The following is a 17,694-nucleotide window of genomic DNA, read 5'->3' as shown; positions in this document are numbered from 1 at the left end:
CCTGCGTCATCGTCGCCCCCCTGGAAGCAGCCGCGTTCCCGACGACATCTGCCTGCGCGCGTACAGCGCCACCGCGACGATCAGGACCACACCGCGGACGACATCCTTGAAGAACGAGGAGACACCGAGCTGGTCGAACGTGGTGTCCAGCGAGGCGAGGATGAGGACACCGCCGATGGTTCCCGCGACTCCACCTCTTCCGCCTGCCAGCAACGTGCCACCGAGGACCACGGCCGCGATCGACTCCAGGTCGTACCCGGCGTCGGTGCCGACGTAGGGTGCGCCGGAACCCAGCCTGCTGGCGAGGAAGACGCCCGCGAGTCCGGCGAGGACCGAACAGAGCACGTGCGCTTTGAGCACGGTGCGATCGGTGCGGATGCCGGAGAGCCTCGCGACGTCCTCGTCACCGCCGACCGCATAGAAGTGGTAGCCACTGCGAGTCCTGGTCAGGTACCACCAGACCGCTCCGGCGATGCCGAACATCAACAGGGTGGAGATCGGCACTGGTCCGATGCGGTCGAACCCGAGATGCTGGAAGACCCTTGGCACCTGTCCTGCCGGACCGGAGTAGCCGTTCTCCAGATAGCCGCGGATGATCAGCGCGGTGCCGAGGGTGGCGATGAACGCGTTCACCTTGAGCTTGGTGACCACCAGGCCGTTGAAGAGGCCGATGGCCGCGGCGCAGCCGACCGCGAGCAGGACTCCCGGAACGATCATCCCGGGGTCGCCCGCCATCGTCTCCGCGGCGATCAGCGAGGTCAGCCCGATCAGGTACGCCACCGAGAGGTCGAGCTTGCCGGTGAGGATCACCATCGTCTGCCCGATCGCCACCAGGCCGAGCGCGGTGCTGCGAGTGAGGATGTTCTGGATCCCGCCCTGGTCGAGCAGCATCCCGCCCTTCGCCGCGACCAGCACGCTGCCCACGATCAGGACAAGGACCAGCGCCAGGTACACGGACACCGTGGGCGTGATCCAGTGGGTCCAGTGTGGACGTTTAGCGGCGGGCGACTGCGGCTGGGGATCGGAGCGGACTGCCGTGCTGCTCACGAAGCCTCCTGCATTCCGAGCGAATGCCCCGTCGCCAACGCCATCACCGACTCCTCGCTGGCACCCGCAGGCAGCTCGCCGGCCAGCTCGCCGTCATGCATGACCAGCACGCGGTCGCTCATGCCGATCAGCTCCGGCAGTTCGGAGGAGATCATCAGAATCGCCACCCCCTCGCGGGCAAGGCCGCGGAGCAGTTCGTAAACCGTCTCCTTGGCCCCCACGTCGATTCCTCGGGTGGGCTCGTCGACCACCAGGATCTTCGGCTCGACCGCGAGCCATTTGGCCAGCACCACCTTCTGCTGGTTGCCACCGGAGAGGTACCGCACGTCCTGCTCGCTGCTCCGGCAGACGACGGCGACCTCGCGGAGCAGTTCCTCGACCCCCCTGGCGCCGCGACTGCGACCGAACGCGGCCCTGCGCACCAACAGCATGTTGTCGCGAACCGACTGGCGCAGCGCGAGTCCGTCGCCCTTGCGGTCCTCGGTGACGTGCGCGATTCCGTTTCGCACGGCCGCGCGCGGCGAGCGGATGCGGGCCGGTGCACCGCCAAGTTCGAGAGTGCCGGTGGTGAAGGGCTGCACACCGCAGACCGCTCGCGCCACCGCCGAGCGACCCGCCCCCTGCAAACCGGCGAGCCCCACGATCTCGCCGGCACGCACCTCGAGGTCCAGGTTCCGGATCCGGTCGTTGCCCGCGCCGCGCAGGGCGAGTTTGACCGGGCCGGTCTCCGCTGCCGTCGCCCTCGCCGGAAAGAGCGATTCGAGCGGACGGCCGACCATGTGCTTCACCAGGCTCTCGCTGGTGAGCTCACTCGTCGGCGCGCAGGTCACCAGGGAGCCGTCCTTGAGCACGGTGATCCGAGCGCTGAGATCGAACACCTCGCGCAGCCGGTGCGAGACGTACAGGACCGCGATCCCACGAGCACAGAGTCGCTGGACAAGGGAGTAGAGCAACTCCACCTCGTGATCGGCCAGCGCCGCGGTCGGCTCGTCCATGGCGAGCACCCGCGCGTCGGTGGACAGCGCCTTGACGATCTCGACCACCTGCTGCTGCGCGACCGGCAGTCGCCGGACCTGGGTGCGCGGGGAGATCCCCTGCTCGCCGAGACTCTCGAACAGTTCGGCGGTGTCCGCCTCGAGACGGGCCCGGTCGACCTGACCCCGGCGCACCGGCTCCCGACCGAGGAACACGTTCTCGGCCACGGTGCGATCCGGCAGAAGCGTGAACTCCTGGTGCACGATCGAGATCCCGGCGGCCTGTGCCTCACGAGGGGAACCGAACGTCTGCTGATCTCCCTCGACCTCGATCGTGCCGCCATCCGGGCGATAGACCCCCGCGAGGACTTTCATCAGCGTGGACTTACCGGCACCGTTCTCCCCCACGAGGGCGTGCACCTCGCCGGGCCACAACTCCAGATCGACGCCGTGCAGCACCTCGACGCCGAGGAACTGCTTACGGATCGCACTCAACCGGACAGCCGGGCTGACACGATCGTGCGACGTGAGTCCAGTCACAGGCATGGCGGGGACATTACGGAGAGCTTCAGTGCGTGTCAAACAAAAGTTTGTTGTGGGCGCACAGAAATCGGGTGCGTGAAATCAAAAAGTTACCCGCAGACGCCGAAGGGCCACCCCCGCCAGCGAGATAGCGGGAGTGGCCCTGTCGGCACCACTGGCGCCGGAGGGGTCCGGCGCGAAGGAGCTCGGTCAGCTCTGCGGCATCGCCGCGAGCCGCGCCCCGATCCGTTCGATATCGGCCGCCGCGGTGTCCTTGCGTGCCCGGATCTTGTCGATCACCTGCGCCGGCGCCTTGTCCATGAAGGCCTGGTTGCCCAGCTTGCCCTCGGTCTGCTTGAGCTCCTTCTGCGCGGCGGCGAGGTCCTTCTCCAGCCGCTTGCGCTCGGCCACCACGTCGACCGCACCGGACAGGTCGAGCTCCACGTCGGCCACGCCGTCGGCGAGGCCGACCTCGATCGAGGCACTCGCCGAGAACTCGTCGCCGGGCTCGGTCAGCCGTGCCAGCGCCCGGATCGCGTCCTCGTGGTCCGCGAGCGCCTCGAATCCGCCACCGGAGAGGGTGGCCCGCACCTTCTGTCCCGGCTTGAGTCCCTGATCGGCCCGGAACCTGCGGATCTCGGTGATCAGTTTCTGCACGTCCGCCACCCTGGCCGCCGCCACCGGGTCCGCGTACGCCTCGTGCTCGGCGGAACGTTGCGGCCAGGACGCCACCACCAGTGACTCACCGCTGGTGAGGGCGACCCAGAGCTTCTCGGTGATGAAGGGCATGAACGGATGCAACAGGCGCAGCACCGTGTCCAGCGTGTGCCCCAGCACCGCCCTTGTGCCGTCGGCTGTCGGTCCCGAGAACTGGACCTTCGCCAGTTCCACGTACCAGTCACAGAGCTCGTCCCAGACGAAGTGGTAGAGCAGGTTGCCGATCTTGGCGAACTGGAAGGTCTCGAACAGCTCGTCCACTTCGGACACCACAGTGCCGAGCCTGCCGAGAATCCATTTGTCGACCTCGGTGAGTTCTCCGACGGGCGGCACCGGCCGGTCTACTGTGGCCCCGTTCAGCAGCGCGAACTTCGTGGCGTTCCACAGTTTCGTGCCGAAGTTTCGCGCGCCTGCGGCCCACTCCTCGGCCAGCGCCATGTCGCTGCCCGGGTTCGCGCCCCGCGCCAGGGTGAAGCGGGTCGCGTCCGCGCCATAGGTGTTCATCCAGTCGAGCGGGTCGATGACGTTGCCGCGGGACTTCGACATCTTCTTGCCGCCCGCGTCGCGGATCAACCCGTGCAGGTAGACGTGCTCGAACGGGACCGCACGCCGCTCCCCGTTGTCCTGCATCGCGTACAGCCCGAACATCATCATCCGAGCGACCCAGAAGAAGAGGATGTCGTAACCGGTGGACAGCACGCTGGTCGGGTAGAACTTCGCCAGTTCGGCCGTCGACTCCGGCCAGCCCATGGTCGAGAACGGCCAGAGGCCGGAGGAGAACCAGGTGTCCAGGACGTCCGGGTCCTGGTGCCAGCCGTCTCCCGACGGGGGTTGCTCGTCGGGGCCGACGCAGACGGTCTCGCCGTCCGGGCCGTACCAGACCGGAATCCGGTGCCCCCACCACAACTGGCGCGAGATCGTCCAGTCGTGCATGTTGTCGACCCAGTCGAAGTAGCGCTTCGCCAGCTCCGGCGGGTGAACCTTCGTGCGACCGTCGCGCACCGCGTCCCCCGCGGCCTTCGCCAGCGGCTCGACGTTCACCCACCACTGCAGCGACAGCCGCGGTTCGATCACCGTGTCACAGCGCGAGCAGTGTCCGACCGAGTGCAGGTAGGGACGCTTTTCCGCGACGATCCGGCCCTGCTCGCGCAGCGCCGCCACGATCGCGGGCCGGGCCTCGAACCGGTCGAGCCCCTCGAACGGACCCGGCGCGGTGATCACCGCGCGCTCGTCCATGATCGTCATCGACGGCAGCCCGCGCCGCCTGCCGATCTCGAAGTCGTTCGGGTCGTGCGCCGGGGTGACCTTCACGGCGCCCGTGCCGAACTCGGGATCCACGTGCTCGTCGGCCACGATCGGAATCCTGCGGCCGGTCAGCGGCAGCTCCACCTCGGTACCGATCAGGTGCGCGTAGCGCTCGTCGTCCGGGTGCACGGCGACGCCGGTGTCCCCGAGCATCGTCTCGGCCCTGGTGGTGGCGACCACGATGGCATCCGGGCCGTCGCCGTAGCGGATCGAGACGAGTTCGCCCTCGTCCTCGGAGTGGTCGACCTCGATGTCCGACAACGCGGTGCGGCAGCGCGGACACCAGTTGATGATCCGCTCGGCACGGTAGATCAGCCCGTCGTCGTAGAGGCGCTTGAAGATGGTCTGCACGGCCCTGGACAGGCCCTCGTCCATGGTGAAGCGCTCACGGGACCAGTCGACGCCGTCGCCGAGACGCTTCATCTGGTCCAGGATCTTGCCGCCGTACTCGGCCTTCCACTCCCAGACCCGCTCGACGAACTCCTCCCGGCCGAGATCGTGCCGGGAGCGGCCCTCCGCGGCGAGCTGGCGCTCGACGACGTTCTGGGTCGCGATCCCCGCGTGGTCCATGCCCGGCAGCCACAGCACCTCGTAGCCCTGCATCCGCCGCCGCCTGCACAGCGCGTCCATGACCGTGTGGTTCAGCGCGTGACCCATGTGCAGACTGCCGGTGACGTTCGGCGGCGGCAGCACGATGGAGAACGGCGGCTTGTCCGACTCCGCGTCCGCCGTGAAGTAACCCGCGTCTACCCAGCGCTGGTAGATCGCGGCTTCGGAGTCCGCGGGGTTCCAGTTGCCGGGCAGGTCGGTCTGCTGCTGGGTGCCATTAACCGTCACAGCAGGTAAGTCTACGAACCGCTCCCCGTCGCTTTCCGCTGGCACCGGGTCTCGCGTAAAGCGGCGCGAACCCGCAGGATGAGCGGGTGACTCGGAACGCGCCGGAAGACGATGTCGACGAAAGCCGCCTCGAGGTCGGCAAACCCAAGACCTGGGCGGCGGGGCTGCCCGGTGTCGCGGTGTCGCTGGCACGGGGCATGGAGCAGATGGGACCGGCCCGCACGCTCAGCACCCTGCGCCTGCTCAACCAGCGTGCGGGATTCGACTGTCCCGGGTGTGCGTGGCCCGAACCGCGCGAGGCCGACGGCGGGCACCGCGGGCCCGCCGAGTTCTGTGAGAACGGCGCCAAGGCCGTCGCCGAGGAGGCGACCAGGCGGCGGGTCGGCCCCGAGTTCTTCGCCGCCCATTCGGTGCGGGAGCTGGCGGACAGGACCGACTACTGGCTGGGCCAGCAGGGCAGGCTCACCCATCCGATGGTGCTGCACGAGGGCGCGACCCACTACGAGCCGATCGCCTGGGACGACGCGTTCGCACTCATCGCGGACAACCTGCGGGAGCTGGCCGACCCAGGCGAGGCCGTCTTCTACACCTCGGGCCGGACCAGCAACGAGGCCGCGTTCCTCTACCAGCTGCTCGTCCGGTCCTTCGGCACGAACAACCTGCCGGACTGCTCCAACATGTGCCACGAGTCCTCCGGCGCGGCGCTCTCGGCGACCACCGGGATCGGCAAGGGCTCGGTCAGCCTCGCCGACATCCACCACGCGGACCTGATCCTGGTCGTCGGCCAGAACCCGGGAACGAACCATCCGCGGATGCTCTCGGCGCTGGAGAAGGCCAAGGCGGGCGGCGCCACGATCGTCGCGGTCAACCCCCTGCCCGAGGCCGGGCTGATGCGGTTCAAGAACCCACAGAACGTCCGTGGCGTACTGGGCAAGGGACGTGCGCTGGCCGACGAGTTCGCCCAGATCCGGCTCGGCGGGGATCTCGCCTTCTTCCAGGCACTGGGCCACCTGCTGCTCACCTGGGAACGGGAATCACCCGGCAGCGTGCTGGACCGGGAGTTCGTCGAGCGGCACACGCACGGCTTCGACGACTACGCCGCGGTCGTGCGCGAGCTCGACTGGGACGAGGTGGACAAGGCCACCGGGCTGCCGCGTGCGCAGATCGAGCGGATAGCGCGGCTGCTGGTCCGCTCGGAACGCACGATCTACTGCTGGGCGATGGGCCTGACCCAGCACCGGCACGCGGTCGCCACGATCAGCGAGATCGCCAACGTCGCCCTGTTGCGAGGCATGATCGGGAAGCCGGGAGCCGGATTGTGCCCGGTCCGGGGACACTCCAATGTGCAGGGTGATCGCACCATGGGCATCTGGGAGAAGATGCCGGAGACGTTCCTCGCGGCGCTGGAACGGGAGTTCGGCATCCGTGTTCCCCGTGAGCACGGCTGGGACACAGTGGACTCGATCCGCGCGATGCGCGACGGCAGGGCCAGGGTCTTCTTCGGTGTCGGGGGCAACTTCGCCTCTGCGACCCCGGATACCCAACTCACCGAGCGGGCGCTTCGGTCGTGCCGGCTCACGGTGCAGGTGTCGACCAAGCTGAACCGCTCACACGTCGTGCACGGCCGCACCGCGCTGATCCTGCCCACGCTGGGCCGCACCGAACGGGATGTGCAGAGTTCCGGCGAGCAGTTCGTGACCGTCGAGGACTCCATGTCGGTCGTGCACAGGTCCCGGGGCAGGCTCGAACCCGCATCCGGGGATCTGCTGTCCGAGGTGGCGATCGTGTGCGGCCTCGCCGGTGCCCTGTTCGGCCCGGAGCACCCGGTGCCCTGGACGGAGTTCGCGGGTGACTACGACCTGATCCGCGACCGCATCGCCGCTGTGGTGCCCGGTTGCGCCGGCTACAACGAACGCGTCCGCCACCCCGACGGCTTCGTGCTGCCCCACGCGCCGAGGGACGCGCGCGAGTTCACCGGGACCGCCACGGGAAAGGCGACGTTCACCGCGAGTGAACTGGAGTATCCGGCGGTCCCCGAGGGCAGGTTGCTGCTGCAGACCCTGCGCAGCCATGACCAGTACAACACCACGATCTACGGCCTTTCGGACCGATATCGCGGTGTCGAGGACGGCAGGCGGGTGGTGTTCGCGCATCCCGACGACCTCGCCGAACTCGGCTTCGCCGACGGTGACCTGGTCGATCTGGTTTCCGAGTGGCACGGCACGGGGGCCGGGGATCGAAGAGCCACCCGGTTCCGCGCGGTGGCCTACCCGTGCGCCCGGGGGTGCGCGGCGGCCTACTTCCCCGAGGCCAACGCCCTGGTACCGCTGGACTCGGTCGCGAAGAAGTCGAACACACCCGTGTCCAAGTCCATCGTCATCAGGCTGGAGCGGTCAACGGGATAGCGTCCGCACCCTCAGCTGCCTGAGGCCATGATCGTCGGCACGAAGACGGCGACCATCACCGCCGCGGTGATCTCCTCGACCGCCTTGCGCATCGCGTCGGAGACCCAGTTGCCCTCGGCGATCTCCTTCGCCCTGCGCTGCACCACATCGCGGTCGTCCGCGGCGACGTCCAGCACCTTGTGCACCGAGTCCGTGGCCGTCAGCAGTGCGATGAGCGCGGCCGACCGCTCGGCGGGCCGCTCGCCGTCGACGAGAACCCGGTGCAGCGCCTGCCGAACGCCGACCTCGTGGTCGGAGTCGGTCGCGGGCCAGCGGGTGGTGGGGAAGATGCCGAGGAACCGGCCTTCCTCCTTGTCCAGGATGCCGCGATCGGCCAGTCCGGCGAGCAGCCGCGTCCTGAGCGCGTCGCGAGTGAGCGGGGAGAGCGCGTCCTTGGGCTTCTTGCCGTCGAGTTTCGCCACCTGGTCCAGCGCCTCGTCCAGCGCGGGTTCGCCGGTCGGCGTGGTGTCGAGGACCAGCAACCTGCCCGCCTTGCCCTCGTCCTCCTCCCCTGACACATCGATGCGGCCGGCCATCGCCAGTTCGATGAGCAGGGCCCCGGCGAGGGCGTAGTCGAGGTTGCTCACCCCCGACGACGCCTTACCGGTCTCGTCGTCAAACGCCAGCAGGATGAGATCCTCAGCAATCAGCATGTCCCCACCCTAGGGTGGATACGTTGCCCTCCGCAGGCCACTCGGTCGAGTGAAGCCGCCGACCGATGGTCCGCGGCAATCCCGGCCCGAGGAGCGAACGCGATGACGCAACGCACCGTGGATGTCTGGTTCGACCCCATGTGCCCGTACACGTGGATCATCTCCCGCTGGCTGCTGGAGGTGCAGCAGGTCCGGCCGGTGGCCGTGCGATGGCATGTGCTGAGCCTCGCGGTGCTCAACGAAGATCGCGAGGAGGATCCCGAGGGCGACCCAGACGGCTTTCTCTGGATGCCGGTGCGCCTCTGTGCCGCGGTGGCGCGGAAGTACGGTCAGGAAGCGCTCGGGCGGCTGTACACCGCGCTGGGCACCCGGGTCCACAACCAGGGCGAACAGCGGGACGACACCTTCCAGAACGCGTTGTCCGACGCCGGTCTGCCGCGCGAGCTGGCGGCGGTGGCGGACTCGACGGAGTACGACGACGCGGTTCGTGCTTCCCATGCGGAAGGACTCGGGCTGGTGGGCGACCATGTCGGCAGCCCGGTGCTCGCCTGCACCGACGAGGAAGGCAGGCGCATCGCGTTCTTCGGTCCGGTGCTCTCCACGATGCCCCGCGGCGAGCAGGCCGCGCGGCTGTGGGACGGGGTCCTACTGGTCGCGGGCACACCGGGGTTCCACGAACTCAAGGGCGGTCCCCACGAAGAACCGAACCTTGCCGACCTTCGCTGAAGCCCGCATCGGGACCGCCGCTACATCCGCAGGTGCGACGCCCCGTTGAGGTCGAGGATCGCTCCGGAGGCCCACTCGGCCGGACCGGAGGCCAGATACACCACCGCCTCGGCGATCTCACCCGGACTTCCGACTCGGCCGAACGGACTCTGCGCACGCAAGGCGTCCCCTGCCGGACCGGCGAGCCGGTCGGCCACCCGCTCGGTCGCGGTGAATCCGGGCGCCACCGAGGTCACCGCGATTCCGTGCGGCGCGAGGGACAACGCGAGCGACTGACCGAACGCCTGCAGTGCCGCCTTGCCCGCACCGTACGCGGGGTGCTCGGGCTCGCCACGGAAAGCACCACGCGAACCGACGTTGATCACCCTGCCGCCCACGGCGGCCGCGATCATCTTTCTGGTGACGCAGAAGGTCAGGTTGGCGGCGCCGAACACGTTGACCGCGAAGCTCGTCTCCCATGCGCGTTGCCAGTCCGAATAGGACGTTGTGGGAACCGGATGGGCATTGTCCTGCGTGGTCCCGACGGCGGCGTTGTTGACCAGCACGCACACCCCGCCCAACCCCTCCTCCGCCCGGTCGGCGACGGCCTGTGCACCGTCGGGTTCGGACAGATCACCCGGCACGAGCAGGTGCCCGCCCCCCGGTAGCTCCGACAGGGTCCGCCGGGCGGCGTCGGTATCGCTCCCGTAGTGCACGGCGACTCGGTCGCCGCGAGCGGCGAAGGCGAGTGCGACCGCACGGCCGATCCCCTTCGACGCACCGGTGACCAGCACACCGCGCGAGTCGGACTCCTCCGCCGTCATGTCGCGAAGATCTGTGTCTCGTCCCGGAAAGCCTTGAACTCCAGCGCGTTCCCGGCCGGATCGCGCAGGAACATCGTCCACTGCTCGCCCGGCTCGCCGGCGAACCGCTGGTAGGGCTCGATCACGAACCGCGTGCCCGCCGCCCGCAATCGCTCTGCCAGGACATGGAAGGCCTCGACGCGCAGAATGAGGCCGAAATGCGGCACCGGGACCTCGTGTCCGTCCACCGGGTTGTGCGCGGGCTCGCCCCGCGCACCCGGCACCACGTGGGTCACGAGCTGGTGGCCGTGGAAGTTCCAGTCCACCCAAGCGGTGTCCGACCGGCCCTCGGTCAGGCCGAGCACCTCACCGTAGAACTCGCGTGCCCGTCCGAGGTCGTCCACCGGAATGGCCAGGTGAAAACCCGGTCGATCGGTCATACTCGCTGTCCTCCCCAGGAATTCGTCGACGAATTCCCGCCGGTTGTCGGTCGCTCAGCGACCTGCTGCCCACAGCACCGCCGAGGCGACCTGCGCGTACGAGCCCTTCGGGTGCCCCCGGAAGAGCGGCTCCGTCCCGAACAGCACGGTACGCGTACCGCGGTCGGCGACGCCGGACGCCACCGCCGCCTCCCCGGCCGCCTGCTGCGGGCCGCGACCGCTGTCGTCCTCGGCCCAGTGCCCCGCGACCAGTGGGTTGCCCTCGCCGTAGACCTGTTCCGCACTGACGCGTGGGCCCAGCTCCGTGAACCAGATCGGCGAGTACACGAAGGCGTGGCCTCCGGTTCCGGCCGTCACGGACCCCTGGCCCTCGGCCACGGCGACCACGCCGTTGGCGTCCGCCCTGCCTGCGACGGCACGAACGTCGAGCAGTCCCGCCTCGCTGTTGAACGACGCGCCTGTGCGCCCCCTGGTGACGACCCCGCCGCGGGCCAGGAACGTGTCGACCGCGGTCCGGGCCTCGGGCGTCAGTCCGGAGTAGGACAACCCGCTCGACACGTAGAGCAGGTCGGTGCGGGCGAGGTCGAAGCCGCCGCTCAGCACCGCGGTGGACACCGGGCGAACCTCGAAGCCGAGCTCGCGGAGCACGGCGAGTTCGTCGGCCGCCGCCGCCGCGGCGATCACCGGCCGGTGCAGGAGCGGGCCGCGATCGCCGGGCGCGGCCCGGGTGAACTCGACGCCGAACCGGTCGGCTGCGGCCAGTGCGGCGTGGCGGGCCGCTGCGGGGACGACCACGGTTCCGTCGTCCTGCCGGTGCACCCGCAGGTCCTGTGCGAGCAGTGCGTTCAGCGCCTGCACGTCCTTGCCGTCGACGAGCCGCAACGCCATGTCCGCCCCTGGCGGCGCCGTCACCCCGCCCGTCGGGGCCGCTACCCGCACCGCGGTGAACCGTCCGCGCGGGGCCTGCTCGGCGACGTCCACCGTGGCACCCCAGAGCAGGCTGTGGCTCCAGCCGGATATGTCGTACATACGGGGAACATCGGTGGAGATGTCGGCGCCGTCGGCAAGGATCACGTTGGCCAGCCCACGCTTGGGCTGATGCATGTCGACGACGTACGAGCCCGCGGGGTAGTTCTCGCCGCCGAGCCGGAACGACCGCTCCGCCCTGCCGACCCGCACGTCATTGGCCACAAGGTGGTCCACCAGCCGGGCCGCCGCGGGGGCGGAACGTTGATCCTGCCCAGCGGGAATCACATAGGCGCGGGGGAACTCGACCGAGTAGCGGTCCTCCTGCCCGAACCCCGGGACGAACCCGTCGGGAATCTCCCGCGCGGGCTCACCTGCCCAGCCACGGCGGAACTGCTCGATCTGGTCGGCGATCAGCTCTCGCCGATTGTTCAGCGTGTAGTCGATCCCAGCCCTGATGGTCGCCTCGGCCACGTCGGTGTTGATGCCCGCGCGCCTGCGCAACTCCTCGGTGGGGAGTTCGTCGTACTGGGCGCGGTTGACCCGCAGCGGAACTTCGATGGTGTGACCGACCGCGCCGTGATACATCGAGTACATCGGGGTGAAGATCGGCGGCCAGTCGTCCCAGTCCCCCGGCTCGAAGTCACGGAAGGGAATGTCCGCCCCGCTGGTCTCCGGGTAGCCGAGCTCGCCGACCGCCTTCTCCATGCCGAGCGCGTTGGCGTAAGCGTGCTTGATGTAGAGGTCGTACTCGTAGTTCTGCCCGTGCGGTGGTGTCGCGGGCTCGATCAGCGTGGTGCCCGTGTAGCCGTGCTCGTCGAGCATCACCAGCGGCTGGGTGCCGATGACGACGTCGCGCACCGCGCGGGACTCCGGCTGGGTGGACGTGATGTGATCGCGGTTGACGTCGAAACCCGCCGCGTTCGCCCTGGTGCCCGCCACCCGTCCATCCGGATTGTTGGTGACGGTGAAATAGATCCTCGAACGCTCCAGCAGATGCCGGGTGGCGCGGTCCTTCGCGGTCGCCAACCGCTCGATGACCCGCAGGGCACCGTCGGTGCCCTCCCACTCGTCGCCGTGGATGTTCGCGTTGATCCACACCGGTGCCTTGTAGTTCCTGGCCAGCGCACGGTCGCGCGCAGCGGCCCTCGGGTCGTTCTCGATCAGCTCACGCCAGCGGTGCTGGCGCCGGGTCTCCGCCCGGCTCTCCGGAGCGGTGACGGTCACCAGGTACAGATCACGGCCGAGGGTGGATGTCCCGACCACCTCGACCGAGACCCGGTCGCTTCGGGCCTGCAACTCGTTGAGGGCGGGCGCCAGCGCGTGATAGGGGACGAGACCCAGTTTGATCGCCTTGTCCGACGGGTCCTCGGGGAACTCCCGCAGCGTGGTTCTGCGGGGATACCCCTGCTGATCACCCCAGTCGCGATTCTCGCCCACCCGCGCGGCAAGGCGGCGCGCGGGTGGATCGGTCGCGGCCACCCGGTTGCGGTCGGCACCGTTTCCCTGGTCACGATGCGTCGTCTCCGGAGGCGGGGCCGGTGGCGCCGCGGAGGCGGCGGGAAGCATGGCCCCGGACAGCGTGAGCAGCGCGACGAGCGCGAGGACAAGAGCGCGAGCTGAGCGGAAACGCGACACTGGCCACCTCCGGGTTCGGGCTGCGCCAAGTGTTTCGCCCGGCTAACAACATGGCAAGACCTTGTGTCGAACCGCGACCCGAACGGCTCAGTGCTCCGCCAACGGGTCGCACCGGACATCCGCAACTGGACGGTTCGGCTCTCAGGCGCCGAAGAGCTGGATCACCTTCCGTACGAGTTCGAACACGCCATAGGCGAACGGGAGCGCGACCCACAGCCACACGAAGACCAGCAACGGCGTCCTGCTGGTACCGGCCTGCTCGGAATCGGCCATCACCTCTCACCTCCGGTGCTCGCGACCGCGTTGTCGTCGGCCGGCTCGTGGAACTTCGAATCGACCGGGCGGACCAGTTCGTTCGCGACGAAGGCCAGCACCAGCAGGCCGATCATGATGTAGAACGACGTGCGATAGAGGTCCGGACCGCTCCTGCCCGCGGCTGACTGCGCGTCCGCTATGGCGTTGACGATCAACGGCCCGAGCACGCCTGCCGTGGACCAGGCGGTCAGCAGCCTCCCATGGATGGCGCCGACCTGGAACGTGCCGAACAGGTCCTTCAGGTAGGCCGGAATCGTCGCGAATCCGCCACCGTAGAACGACAGGATCACCATCGCGCTGAGAATCACGAGGAGCTTTGACGAGCTGCCGGTCAGCGCGATCAGCAGATAGAGCAGTGCACCGACGCCGAGGTAGATCCGGTAGATGTTCTTGCGGCCCAGCAGGTCCGATGTGGACGACCAGACGAACCGGCCGAGCATGTTGGCCAGGGACAGCAGCGCGACGAAGCCGGCCGCGGCCGCGGCGCCCACCGGAACCGCGGTGTCGGCGAAGAAGTCGGTGATCATCGGCGAGGCCTTCTCCAGAATCCCGATACCGGCCGTCACGTTGAAGCAGAGAATGATCCACAGCAGCCAGAACTGCGGGGTCCGTAGCGCGTTCGATGCCGAGACCTGCGCGGTGGTGATCAGTGCGCCGGATCGGGCGGCCTCCGGCCGGTAGCCCGCGGGTCGCCACCCTTCCGGCGGCACCCGCACGAGAAGCACGCCGACGGTCATGAACGCGGCGTACACCACGCCGTGTGTCGCGAAGCTGGCTGCGATCCCTCCGGTGGTCGAGCCGAAGGACTCGAGCATCCGGCTCGACCAGGGTGAGGCGATCAGCGCACCGCCACCGAACCCCATGATGGCAATGCCGGTGGCCATTCCCGGCCGGTCCGGGAACCACTTGATCAGTGTGGACACCGGTGAGATGTAGCCGATGCCCAACCCGATACCACCGACGACGCCGTAGCCGAACACGATCAGCCAGTACTGTGCGGTCGCCGCGCCGAGCGCCGAGATCAGAAAACCCGCGGAGAAGCAGGTCATCGAGACGAACATGGCCCAGCGCGGTCCCTTGCGTTCCACGGTGGTGCCGCCGAAGGCCGCGGACAGTCCCAGCATCACGATGCCGAGCTGGAACGGCAGTGCGCTCTGCGTCCCGGTGAGACCGAGCGACTCCTCCAGCGGGGGTTTGAAGACGCTCCACGCGTACACCTGGCCGATCGCCAGGTGGATCGACAGCGCCGCGGGCGGTATCAGCCAGCGACTCCACCCCGCCGGTGCGATGCTGTGAGACCGGTCCAGGAAACTGACAGCCATGCAGGCGCCTCCGTACGCTGGCAGTTGGTCAAGCCTTCAATCTATGCCGTGGACCACATGCTCGCATGCACGGGAGCACCGACGAAAGGAGCGATCATGGGTCGGCTCACAGTCCGGCGTCCGGTGCACCGGTTCTCCGCTCAGGGGCACCGGGTCCGGCCGGACACCCTCGCCGTCGAAGAGCCGATGGAGCTGCGGGTCGGTGGCAGTGCCCTCGCGGTCACCATGCGGACCCCGGGAAGCGATGTCGAACTGGCGCACGGCTTCCTGCTGTCCGAAGGTGTGATCGGCTGTCGCGAGGACGTGCGGGTGGCGCGCTACTGCGACGGCGTGGACGACAGCGGGCGCAACACCTACAACGTGCTGGACGTGGCCCTCGCGGCGCACGTTCCGCCGCCGCAGACAGGTGTGGAACGCAACTTCTACACCACCTCGTCCTGTGGTGTCTGCGGCAAGGCCGCGTTGGACGCGGTGCGGACGAAGACGCGCTTCGACCCGGCAGGATCACCGCTGAGCCTCTCCCCCGAGGTGCTCGCGGGTCTGCCGGACACACTGCGAGAGCGACAGCGGGTGTTCGCGAGCACCGGTGGCCTGCACGCGGCCGCGCTCTTCGACGCCGAAGGCGCGCTGCTGGTCGTGCGGGAGGACGTCGGCAGGCACAACGCGGTGGACAAGGCCATCGGCTGGGCGGTGCTCGAGGAACGGGTCCCGCTGTCGTCCTCCGGGTTGCTGGTCTCGGGGCGGGCCTCCTTCGAACTGGTCCAGAAGGCCGCGATGGCCGGGATTCCCGTGCTCGCCGCGGTATCGGCACCGTCCTCGTTGGCCGTCGAACTCGCCGAGGAGCACGGCATCACCCTGGTCGGCTTCCTCCGCGGCGAGAGCATGAACGTCTACTGCGGCGCCGAACGCATCGTTGGCGCAAACTGACCGACCAGAGGCACACTGGGTCGCAGAAGCGGCTGAGAAGCGAGCCGGTCGGCGAAGGCGAGGACCGCCATGGATGACCCGGTCGACAGATCGTCCACCATGGCCGAGCGAGAACCCGCGCGGCCGGGGCACAGCAGGCGTTCGCTGCTGATCTCCGGCGCCTCGGCACTGGGTGTGGCCGGTTTCGCGACCGGCGTCACCACCGGAACACTGCCTTTCGGCGCCGCCATGCAGCGCGCGCTCGGAGTCGCCTCCCCGTCGCCGGTCACCCGGCTCGGCCACACCCGGATCGAGCGGTTGTTCTCGCCCGCACGGGGACGGATGGTCGACCTCGTCACCACGCTGCCGGCCAGATCACCGCAGCACGGCCTGCCGATGGTCGTGTTCCTGCACGGGCTCAGGGGCAGCGCTCGCGGCGCGTTGCCCGGCGGGCTGCTCCAGCAACTCATCGGCGACATCGCGCGCCGCGGGGTGCCGCCCTTCGGGTTCGTCGCGGTCGACGGGGGCAACACCTACTGGCATGAGCACCATCGGGGGGACAACCCGATGGCGATGTTGCTCGACGAGCTTCCCGGTTGGCTGCGTGAGCGCGGCCTCGCAGGCACGAACGGTGCGCCCTTCGCCTGCGCCGGCACCTCCATGGGCGGTTTCGGGGCGCTGCTCTACGCCCGGCGCCGGGCCGAGCGCCGCAGCCCACCCGCCGCGATCGCCACGCTCTCGGCCGCCCTGCTGACCTCGTGGGCCGAGATGAGCAAGCGACATGCCTTCCGCGACCGGGCCGACTGGGCCTCGATGGATCCGTTGCGCAACATCGCGGTGACCCGAGGGATTCCCACCGGGATCTGGTGCGGCACCGAAGACCGCTTCATCGAGGGCAACCGGCGCTTCATCACACTGGCGCGGCCCGAGATCGGCTACCTCGCACCCGGCGGGCACAACGGCGCGTTCTTCCGCGCTGCCGTTCCCAGCCTCGTCCGGTTCCTGGGGCGCTGGGTTCCGGCACCCGCCTGACGCGCACGCGCCCTCGGTCACACTCGCAGATATGCCCGCACCATGGTGCTCCCCGGCTCGGAGTACACCCGCACCAGATCGGCGATCTGGTTGACCATCAGCAGACCACGGCCGCCGAGCTGATCCGGCCGCGCGGGCACCCGACCGGCGAGCGGGTCAGCGAGGTGACCGTTGTCGTTGACCTCGCAGACGACGTGATCGTCCTCCCGCCAGATCCAGAGCGCTCCGGTTCCACCTCCGTGCACCACGCTGTTCGCACTGAGTTCGGCGACGATGAGGGCCAGATCGTCCAGTAACTCGTCCCGCACGCCGAGCTCCGTGCCGCGCGCGACGGCGAAGGAACGCACGTCGCGCAGGCCGCTCAGATCGAACGCGGAACTCGGTGCGTCGGCGGGCCGGTCGAGGGCGAAGTTGTACTGCTTGATGATCCGGTCCGGATCGTAGGACGCGCTCGTCATCGAGCCGTCGTTCCTGATCAGTTCGGGATGGGTCGCCTCGGCGTCCTCGACGACCTCAGCCGCGAGTCCCACGGTGTCATAGGGACAGAGCACGGTGGCGGAACGCCCAGCGAATGCCCGGTTGATCAGCGCCTCGTGCTGGGCGCACGCGGGATATTCCAGTTCCGAGCGGCCTGGCCAGATGGGCTCGCCGATCACCCGCACCGCACCCTCGTGCTGGTTGGCGAACGCCAGCAGTACCCCAGGGATGATCCGGCCGGGATTCAGGCCAGCTTGCTCCATGTTCACCAGGTGAACGGATGCGGCAGCGGTTCCCAGTTCGGCTTTGATCAGGTCCAGATTGCCGCCGGGAACCGCGACCGCGACAGGCTCCCCTGCGGCAAGGCCGTCCAGTACGAATGGCACCGTGCCGGCCAGGTACTCGTCGCGACCTCGATAGAAAAGGGCCGGGTGCGAGAACGTTCCGGTTTCGGCGTTGCGAGCCGTCACTTGCTGTCCTCCAATGAGATCTCCGGGTCGGTTCTACCCCCTATCGAGGAAACACAAACCCGGAATCTGACCGGGACACCGAGCTGTGACCAGGCTCTCCCGCTGCCCGCACGGAGGGCAA

The 17,694-nt window shown here is 68.8% G+C and carries 14 protein-coding genes; 4 read left to right on the top strand and 10 right to left on the bottom strand.

The window, feature by feature from the left end; all coding sequences use genetic code 11:
• Positions 1 to 6: 6 nt before the first annotated feature.
• The 3 genes from BM199_RS13640 to BM199_RS13630 form a co-directional block, all read right to left on the bottom strand.
• On the bottom strand, positions 7 to 1,047 hold the full coding sequence (locus tag BM199_RS13640) for an ABC transporter permease (protein WP_091673460.1): 1,041 nt from the start codon (positions 1,045 to 1,047) through the stop codon (positions 7 to 9).
• Positions 1,044 to 2,567 carry a sugar ABC transporter ATP-binding protein gene (locus tag BM199_RS13635; protein ID WP_091673458.1) on the bottom strand — a complete coding sequence of 508 codons (1,524 nt, stop codon included), beginning with the start codon at positions 2,565 to 2,567 and terminating at the stop codon, positions 1,044 to 1,046. The genes BM199_RS13640 and BM199_RS13635 overlap by 4 nt, the downstream gene beginning before the upstream one ends.
• Positions 2,568 to 2,753: 186 nt before the next feature.
• Entirely contained in the window at positions 2,754 to 5,402 is a 2,649-nt protein-coding gene (locus tag BM199_RS13630) for a valine--tRNA ligase (protein WP_091673456.1), read from the bottom strand.
• A gap of 86 nt (positions 5,403 to 5,488) precedes the next feature.
• Between BM199_RS13630 and BM199_RS13625 the strand changes: the two genes are divergently transcribed.
• Positions 5,489 to 7,807, top strand: coding sequence for an FdhF/YdeP family oxidoreductase (locus BM199_RS13625; RefSeq protein ID WP_091673455.1), 2,319 nt, complete (start codon positions 5,489 to 5,491; stop codon positions 7,805 to 7,807).
• An 11-nt stretch (positions 7,808 to 7,818) separates the two neighbouring features.
• On the opposite strand, the gene BM199_RS13620 is transcribed toward BM199_RS13625, so the two are convergent.
• Positions 7,819 to 8,499, bottom strand: coding sequence for a GOLPH3/VPS74 family protein (locus BM199_RS13620; protein WP_091673453.1), 681 nt, complete (start codon positions 8,497 to 8,499; stop codon positions 7,819 to 7,821).
• Positions 8,500 to 8,601: 102 nt separating this feature from the next.
• On the opposite strand from BM199_RS13620, the gene BM199_RS13615 reads away from it, so the two are divergent.
• Complete coding sequence (locus BM199_RS13615; protein ID WP_091673452.1) at positions 8,602 to 9,225, top strand: mycothiol-dependent nitroreductase Rv2466c family protein; 624 nt, start codon at positions 8,602 to 8,604, stop codon at positions 9,223 to 9,225.
• A 20-nt stretch (positions 9,226 to 9,245) separates the two neighbouring features.
• On the opposite strand, the gene BM199_RS13610 is transcribed toward BM199_RS13615, so the two are convergent.
• The 5 genes from BM199_RS13610 to BM199_RS13595 form a co-directional block, all read right to left on the bottom strand.
• Positions 9,246 to 10,028: an SDR family NAD(P)-dependent oxidoreductase gene (locus BM199_RS13610; RefSeq protein ID WP_091673450.1), complete on the bottom strand. Its 783-nt coding sequence runs from the start codon at positions 10,026 to 10,028 to the stop codon at positions 9,246 to 9,248.
• Entirely contained in the window at positions 10,025 to 10,447 is a 423-nt protein-coding gene (locus BM199_RS13605; protein ID WP_091673449.1) for a VOC family protein, read from the bottom strand. The genes BM199_RS13610 and BM199_RS13605 overlap by 4 nt, the downstream gene beginning before the upstream one ends.
• A 54-nt stretch (positions 10,448 to 10,501) precedes the next feature.
• On the bottom strand, positions 10,502 to 13,051 hold the full coding sequence (locus tag BM199_RS13600) for a M14 family zinc carboxypeptidase (RefSeq protein ID WP_245788343.1): 2,550 nt from the start codon (positions 13,049 to 13,051) through the stop codon (positions 10,502 to 10,504).
• A gap of 141 nt (positions 13,052 to 13,192) precedes the next feature.
• Positions 13,193 to 13,324: an MFS transporter small subunit gene (locus BM199_RS34910; RefSeq protein ID WP_281245695.1), complete on the bottom strand. Its 132-nt coding sequence runs from the start codon at positions 13,322 to 13,324 to the stop codon at positions 13,193 to 13,195.
• Positions 13,324 to 14,688, bottom strand: coding sequence for an L-lactate MFS transporter (locus tag BM199_RS13595; RefSeq protein ID WP_091673447.1), 1,365 nt, complete (start codon positions 14,686 to 14,688; stop codon positions 13,324 to 13,326). Before BM199_RS13595 ends, BM199_RS34910 begins: the two co-directional genes overlap by 1 nt.
• A gap of 96 nt (positions 14,689 to 14,784) precedes the next feature.
• Between BM199_RS13595 and fdhD the strand changes: the two genes are divergently transcribed.
• Entirely contained in the window at positions 14,785 to 15,615 is an 831-nt protein-coding gene (gene fdhD, locus BM199_RS13590; RefSeq protein ID WP_091673445.1) for a formate dehydrogenase accessory sulfurtransferase FdhD, read from the top strand.
• 69 nt (positions 15,616 to 15,684) lie between these two features.
• Positions 15,685 to 16,626: an alpha/beta hydrolase gene (locus BM199_RS13585; RefSeq protein ID WP_091673444.1), complete on the top strand. Its 942-nt coding sequence runs from the start codon at positions 15,685 to 15,687 to the stop codon at positions 16,624 to 16,626.
• 17 nt (positions 16,627 to 16,643) lie between these two features.
• Here BM199_RS13585 and BM199_RS13580 read toward each other — a convergent pair whose 3' ends face one another.
• Entirely contained in the window at positions 16,644 to 17,573 is a 930-nt protein-coding gene (locus tag BM199_RS13580) for an anti-sigma factor RsbA family regulatory protein (RefSeq protein WP_091673442.1), read from the bottom strand.
• Positions 17,574 to 17,694 lie beyond the last annotated feature (121 nt).

This window comes from Amycolatopsis marina, assembly GCF_900111885.1.
Classification (GTDB): domain Bacteria; phylum Actinomycetota; class Actinomycetes; order Mycobacteriales; family Pseudonocardiaceae; genus Amycolatopsis; species Amycolatopsis marina.
Note: the sequence above shows the minus strand (reverse complement) of the source record. Positions and strands in the feature narration are given on the sequence as shown.